Source organism: Pseudoalteromonas sp. P1-13-1a (assembly GCF_001401875.1).
Taxonomy (GTDB): domain Bacteria; phylum Pseudomonadota; class Gammaproteobacteria; order Enterobacterales; family Alteromonadaceae; genus Pseudoalteromonas.
The window spans coordinates 1-287 of sequence record NZ_LKDV01000118.1 but is presented as its reverse complement, the minus strand read 5'-3'; the positions used below and the strand labels follow the sequence as shown (position 1 = coordinate 287).

Annotated in this window: 1 tRNA gene; it reads left to right on the top strand. The window is 47.4% G+C overall.

Annotated features, from left to right (window positions below):
* The first annotated feature begins 118 nt into the window (after nucleotides 1–118).
* A tRNA-Arg gene (locus AN391_RS20070) sits at nucleotides 119–195 on the top strand.
* Nucleotides 196–287: the final 92 nt, after the last annotated feature.

Here is a 287-nt window from a genome sequence, read left to right as displayed (position 1 = left end):
CCGAGTGGCCGAAGGAGCTCCCCTGCTAAGGGAGTATAGAGTTTGTAGCTCTATCGAGGGTTCGAATCCCTCCTTCTCCACCATTTCTTTTAATGGCAAGTCTTGTAAAGTAAAGATTGGGCGCATAGCTCAGCTGGATAGAGTACCTGGCTACGAACCAGGCGGTCGGAGGTTCGAATCCTCCTGCGCCCACCACTCTTTACACACTCTGCTTAGAGTATAAATAAGTTAAAGTGTTTGGTTTATAACCAAATCGGTCGGAGGTTCATTCTTACAAGATAGGTCCT